Below are 6,424 nucleotides of genomic sequence, written 5' to 3'. Positions count from 1 at the left end.
TGGCAACTTATAGGATACCATAAAACCATATGGAAGGGTTATTTTTTTATTGATAACTTACAACTCACAAGAACTATATAGATGAGGAGAAATAAAAATGGCAACAAAAGAAACGGTTAAATCGATTGAACCTAATATTGCTGATTTGGCAAATGGTTGGTTGAAAGCATATAAATTGGATTATAAGTTAGAACAGGAATCCCTAAATACAGAAATTGATGCTGCACTAAATGATTATTTTTCTAAAAATGGTGGCGTAGGTGGAAATAGACCTGATTGCAAATTGTTGCTTCAAGATAAAGCATTAAGTTTTTATCCTGTGCTTATAGAATACAAGGGATATAAAGATAAGCTTGTCAAATTGGATTCTAACGGTCAAGTGGATAATAAGACAGCAAAAAACGAACCGAATTTTAAGAATATTAATGCGTATGCTGTAAATGGCGCCGTCCATTATGCTAATGCATTATTACACCACACAAGTTACACTGATATTATTGCTATTGGAATGACTGGTTACAAAGATGAGAATGGTAATCTTCAGTATTCTATCGGTGTTTATTATGTTTCCAAGACCAATTTTGGTATTGGCCAAAAGATCGATGATTATTCTGATTTTTCTTTCCTTAGAAAAGAGAACTTTGATAGCTTTGTTGAGAAAGTAAAGAGGTTGCAATTATCGTAAGAAGAAATTGATAGGTTAAAAGAGCAGAGAGAGAAGGAAATAGATGCCAGTTTGGTAAAGCTGAATAATGATATATATCAAAATGAAAAAGGTTTGGGTGAGAATGACCGAGTGTATCTTGTGGCAGCTTCTATTATTGCTACCATTGGAATTCCTGGAAAAGTAGCACCTCTTGAAAAGTCGGAGCTCAAATCTTCATCAGAAGAGGGTAACACAGATGGAGATATTCTTGTTAGGAAGATCAAGGCTTTCTTAAATGAAAAGAAGTTGCCTAAAGAGAAAAAAGAACTTATTGTAAGGACATTACAAAACACTTTGACTACTGATAATATCAACAGAGTTGAAAATGGAGAGAGCCAGTTAAAACGTGTGTTCACAAAGATTGTTGATGATTTAGGTATTTACTATAAAATCGGATTAACCACTGATTTTACAGGTAAGTTGTTCAATGAAATGTATGGATGGCTGGGATTCTCACAAGATAAGTTAAATGATGTTGTTCTTACGCCTTCTTATGCTGCCAAATTATTAGTAAAACTTGCAAGAGTCAATAAAGACTCTTATGTTTGGCACTTTGCCACTGGCTCTGCTGGACTTCTTGTAGCTGCTATGAATGAAATGCTCAATGATGCTAAGGAACAAATCAAGTCTCCCGATGAATATCAAAAAAAGGCGGCTGAAATTAAAGCGACACAGTTACTTGGCATAGAATTGCTTTCTAGTGTGTATATGCTTGCTATTTTGAATATGATTCTTATGGGCGATGGCAGTTCAAATATTTTGAACAAGGATTCCTTAACAGACTTTACAGGTAACTATGGTTTTGGGAAGACTAATGATAAATTTCCTGCGGATGCTTTTGTCTTAAATCCGCCGTATTCCGCATCCGGAAATGGAATGAATTTTGTTGAAAAAGCTCTGTCGATGATGCATAAAGGATATGCAGCTATCATTATCCAGAATTCAGCGGGTTCTGGAAAGGCAATTGAATACAACAAAAGGATACTGAAACATAGTACATTACTTGCGAGCATAAAAATGCCCATAGATTTGTTTATTGGTAAATCAAGTGTACAGACAAGCATTTATGTGTTCAGAGTCGGTGAAACTCATCAAAAAGATGATGTTGTTAAGTTTATAGACTTTTCTAATGACGATTATACCCGTTCCAATCGTAAAAAGGCAAGTAATAATTTAAAGGATACTGATCATGCAAAAGAGCGTTATCAAGAGGTCGTTGATTTAGTGCGCTTTGGCAAAGGTAAGCTATGCTTGTTTACGGAAAGAGAATACTATGAGGGAACGATTGATCCGGAAAACGGTGCAGATTGGAATCAGACTGCACCCATTGATACAAAGCCTACTCTGGAAGATTTCAAAAAAACCGTAAGTGATTACCTTGCATGGGAGGTTTCAAATTTACTGAAAAATCAGAATCGTGAGAATGAACGCTTGGGAAAATAAACGCCTCACTCGATGAAAAACTTCGCGGTGTCGAGTGGGGCGAATATAGAATTGGCGATTTGTTTGAAAAGATTAAAACAAACAAATTGCCATATAAAGCGGATGATCTTCCTAAGTGTGCAACAGATAAATATACTTTGCCTTGCTTAACATCAAGTTTCAATAATCAGGGGTTAAATTATTATGTGCCGCGAAATGGGGCAACTATTTTGAAGAATGTAATATCTATTCCATCCAATAGTGATGTTTATCGAGCATATTTTCAATCACGAGAATTTACGGTTTTGTCCGATGCCTATGCTATTCGCTGGAAGTCGGATGAATTAATGCCATCGCAGAATCAGTATATGTTTATGGTAATGTGTATTAACAAGGTTACTGATTTGTCGATATATTCGTATAAGAACAAATTGGGCGGATGGAATGTTGTAAAGAATAAATACATTCAATTGCCCAAAAGTGATGGCAAAATAGATTTTGCTTTTATGGAAAATTTTATTGCAGAACTTGAAGCACAGCATGTTGCGCAACTAGAAACATATTTTTCTGTCACAGGTCTGAAAGATACGCATCTTACCATTGAAGAGAAACAGTCATTGCAAGAATTTGATAAGCTAGAGTGGGGAAAATTCAATCTTGAGGCATTATATGGGAAATCAACTCGTGGAAAGCGTTTGAAAAGCGCTGATAGAATTCCGGGCAGTTTACCATTTGTGACTGCAGGCGAAGCAGATGAAGGCGTTTCTGATTTTATTGGTAATGATGTTCATATTTTTTCAAAGAACACAACTACGATTGATATGTTTGGCTCTGCTAAATATAGAAATTATGAATATGGCGGAGATGACCATGTTGCAATTGTGCATACAGAAAAATTGCCGATGAAGGCAGCCATATTTGTTACAACAGCAATTCATAAATCATCGCATAACGGTCAATTTGATTACGGTAGAAATTTTTATGCCAAAGATGCTGATAACCTTAATATCGTTTTGCCGGTAAGAAACGGACAGCCTGACTATGGTAAAATGGAAACGATTATTTCAGCAATTCATAAATTAGTTATGGCAGAAGTCGTTTTGTATGCGGATAGAAAGAGCAAGGCAACAATAGAGGTTGTATCAAGAAATAATTAAATTATAAAAATGGAGACATTGGAGAAAATGAGTGATATATTTGTAGCGAATAATGAAAGATGTCAAATAGCAGAGTTGGATGAAATCGCAATGATTTTAATGGGAATTTCAGATAATATGTTTTCTGGTCCAAGTGTTTCAGTTAGTAGTAGAGGTACATATTTTTTACAGGGAGAATCAATTACCGCATCTGAGAATACTATTAAGAGTATAGATTTTTGCTGTCAAAGAGGATATTTTGCAGATGCATTTACGTTAGCAAGAAAATATAGAGATGATATAATCCAATATGTTTTTGTGGCTCAGATTGTAGAAAATATGCAAAGGTTGGATGATGAAGAATTTAAAAAATTGTACGGTTCAGACTTAACGGTCGAAAATTTGGTTCAAGCTATAGAATCAGAAATGAAGATTTTGGCGGCAGGTACACGCAAATCAGCAGCAGATTTAGCCGTTGAATTGTGGGTTTATGATGTTTTGGAAGATGAAAAATATTTCAAGGAACGGAAACAGTATTTTGATACGTCAAAATATGTCGCACAGTTTGTTAAGGATGAAGATATAAAACAGTTGATGGAAATATATCTTAAAGATATATGGAAAGAGACAGATAGAACCCTAAATAATTATGTACATGGCAATGGGCGAAAATATATTTTGGATAATTACCCTTCATATGGAGATTATCAAAAAAGAAAGGAAAAACTAATTGAAACTGTACACAATATAACCTCAATTTTTATTAGCATTCTTTCTATTGCATTGCCGAATAAAATACAGTCATCTGACTACAGAGATGACATAGAATTTGACATTACGCCGAGAGAAGGTTGCCAATATTGGGTAATGCCAATGATTGTCGAATTTATGGATATGCATTTTCCTAAGATACATCCCGATTTATTGCAATTTTTAGAGGATAACAATAAATATGGAATGAAAATGTTGATGAAAGATTATGAGGAATAAGGATAAAGATTTTAAGAAGATGCGAATTGATGTGATCAGCATAGTGATGTGTATAATAGTGTCTTAGAACAATTAGAAAAAGCGATTTCTTTAAAAGAAGATGGATTAATTCCGGAATCAGATGCTGTGATGAATATGTTGTCATTGGAGGTTGAAAAAATAATGGCACAATTTGATGAGCCTAAAGAGAAAATTGAAAATCTGAATTTTGATAAAAGTACATTGTCAAGGCGAGGTCGGCTTCTCGCTGAAAATGATATGGTTATGTTAAGGAATATATCAGATGAGGATTATGAAGATTATATGAAAGTATCCTACGAATGCGCTATTATGAAAAGTGCTTTTAAGGAAGATACTTTTAAAAAGGATTTATGGGAATCATTTTTATCTGATACAGCTGCGAACTTTTCCATTTATGACAAAGTATCTGGAGAATATGTGGGTTACTGTGGAATAAAAAATATAAATGTAGAGAATTGGGAATTGGTAATAGAACTTTTGAAGAAATATAGGCATCGGGGATATGGATATCATGCTCTTGTAGTAATGTTAAATGCTTTAACGGAATTGACAGGAAAACCTGCATATAGAAGCAGGGTTGACTCTGACAATTATGCTTCACAGAATCTTATGAAAAAACTTGGAGCGAAACCTAACGGAATTAGCGAAATGTTTATTCATGGAGAATATTTACGCAAGTTTCAAGAAGAAAACAAAGATTTAATTGATGATAAACGAAGGAAATTGGCAAAGGAGTTTCATGTTGCTCCGATTGATTTGATTGGGCATGTGTTGGAGTTTCGTATTGACTGGAATCCAACGGATTTATAGAATGAAATGGGCAGAAAGGCAGTAAATTATGAAATACTCGATAAGATTGGCGGTAAAAGATGATTACGATAAAATTGTGCGGCTTTACGAAAAGGCATTTGAGCATAGAGAAGGTTTAGTTGCGAAATATTACACAGGCTTTAATGAGTATTTATCTTTTTTTGTTAATAGGAATAATGCATTTATACTGGAAGAAGATGGTACGATTTGCGGTGCTGTATTAGTGTATGAAACACCTGACATGTTTTGTGGTCGTTCATTATACATTGAGTTTTTAGCTGTTTTGCCCGATTATCAAAATAAAGGCGTAGGCAGGGCATTGATTGAGCATGTCTGTAATGAGGCGCACAGAAGGGGGATTACAGAAGTTTCTATCCGTACTGCCTGTTATAAAGATGCATATCTGATATATCGCCATATGGGTTTTCGGGATTCTCAAAGCGATTGTCGGTTTTTAACGATGAATTTGAAAAAGATAGATACAGATGTGGACTAAGTATGGTTGCATTTTCTCTTCGTATTGAATGAAGACCAATGAGTTTATAGAATGAGGAGAAGGCTTTTGAGTGACAAAAGAAATGACTTTATTGCAGGTAATGATCTTGCATTATATGGAGAAAAAATCATTGTAAATCTGCTGAATCAATCAAATGTGGAATGCTATTTGTCTACATATAAAAGGGCGTCTGCTTTTTCAAAAGTATATGAGATGATGCCTGATTTCTGGGAGCATCCGTGTGGGTGTATTAAAGATTATGCTGACGGAAAACGGGACAGCAAAGCAAGGTACTTGATAACTGAAAAAGTATCATTGCGGGGAGTAGGTTTCATTGAATTAGACTATAGTAATGTGGAAATGCCGGAAGTAGATATTGCAATACTTGATGAGTATCAGGGAAAAGGCTATGCCTTTGAAGCATCCAAGATACTGTGTGTAAATGTATTTGAAAATGAATCAGTAGAGTGTATTGTTTGGAACGCTTTCCGTTCAAATAAAGCAAGCTGTAGGATAGCTGAGAAGTTGGGCGGTAAGGTAGTAGAAGGAAAAAATTTGGTAGTGGAAGCTATGCGGGCAGCAGGATTAAAAGTGAATCCAGCAGAATATGCGGAAGCTCCTGCGACAGTGACATATGAGATTAGAAAAATGATATTTATTAACAGATTTTGCAATAGGAATTGTATGTGAGAAAAATTTTTATTAATGACAGGATGGGAGATGTATTGAATGAAAACGTTTGCTGAATTAAGCATGGATTTTTTATTTGATAGTAAGCGCCTAGTTTCAGGGTGGATTTAAAACCATCACAAAATTTGCCATAATTATAGATGATAGATGCCA

At 34.9% G+C, this 6,424-nt stretch carries 7 protein-coding genes; all 7 read left to right on the top strand.

Annotated elements, in window-relative coordinates; genetic code table 11:
• Window positions 1–97 precede the first annotated feature (97 nt).
• The 7 genes from D7Y06_RS27465 (at window position 98) to D7Y06_RS23435 (ending at window position 6,271) form a co-directional block, all read left to right on the top strand.
• On the top strand, window positions 98–685 hold the full coding sequence (locus tag D7Y06_RS27465; RefSeq protein ID WP_243119486.1) for a VRR-NUC domain-containing protein: 588 nt from the start codon (window positions 98–100) through the stop codon (window positions 683–685).
• Between the two features lie 51 nt (window positions 686–736).
• The gene (locus D7Y06_RS23460) at window positions 737–2,149 is read left to right on the top strand and encodes an HsdM family class I SAM-dependent methyltransferase (RefSeq protein ID WP_243119485.1); all 1,413 of its coding nucleotides are present in this window, start codon (window positions 737–739) and stop codon (window positions 2,147–2,149) included.
• Window positions 2,146–3,285 carry a restriction endonuclease subunit S gene (locus D7Y06_RS23455; RefSeq protein ID WP_120409948.1) on the top strand — a complete coding sequence of 380 codons (1,140 nt, stop codon included), beginning with the start codon at window positions 2,146–2,148 and terminating at the stop codon, window positions 3,283–3,285. Before D7Y06_RS23460 ends, D7Y06_RS23455 begins: the two co-directional genes overlap by 4 nt.
• A 27-nt stretch (window positions 3,286–3,312) precedes the next feature.
• A complete protein-coding gene (locus D7Y06_RS23450; RefSeq protein ID WP_120409947.1) occupies window positions 3,313–4,254 on the top strand; it encodes a hypothetical protein in 942 nt (313 codons plus the stop codon).
• A 48-nt stretch (window positions 4,255–4,302) separates the two neighbouring features.
• Window positions 4,303–5,085, top strand: a complete 783-nt coding sequence (locus tag D7Y06_RS23445; protein WP_120409946.1) for a GNAT family N-acetyltransferase — start codon at window positions 4,303–4,305, stop codon at window positions 5,083–5,085.
• Between the two features lie 28 nt (window positions 5,086–5,113).
• A complete protein-coding gene (locus tag D7Y06_RS23440; RefSeq protein WP_120409945.1) occupies window positions 5,114–5,581 on the top strand; it encodes a GNAT family N-acetyltransferase in 468 nt (155 codons plus the stop codon).
• Between the two features lie 66 nt (window positions 5,582–5,647).
• Window positions 5,648–6,271 carry a GNAT family N-acetyltransferase gene (locus D7Y06_RS23435; protein WP_158591476.1) on the top strand — a complete coding sequence of 208 codons (624 nt, stop codon included), beginning with the start codon at window positions 5,648–5,650 and terminating at the stop codon, window positions 6,269–6,271.
• The last annotated feature ends 153 nt before the right edge of the window (window positions 6,272–6,424 follow it).

The organism is Roseburia sp. 1XD42-69 (assembly GCF_003612565.1).
In the GTDB taxonomy this organism is placed as follows: Bacteria; Bacillota; Clostridia; order Lachnospirales; family Lachnospiraceae; genus Roseburia_B.
This window is presented reverse-complemented; position numbering and strand designations above follow the sequence as displayed.

What these genes read in the sequence shown, in the direction of transcription:
- D7Y06_RS27465 (WP_243119486.1), top strand. Translation starts at nt 98, where the DNA reads ATGGCAACAAAAGAAACGGTTAAATCGATTGAACCTAATATTGCTGAT.
- D7Y06_RS23450 (WP_120409947.1), top strand. Translation starts at nt 3,313, where the DNA reads ATGAGTGATATATTTGTAGCGAATAATGAAAGATGTCAAATAGCAGAG.
- D7Y06_RS23440 (WP_120409945.1), top strand. Translation starts at nt 5,114, where the DNA reads ATGAAATACTCGATAAGATTGGCGGTAAAAGATGATTACGATAAAATT.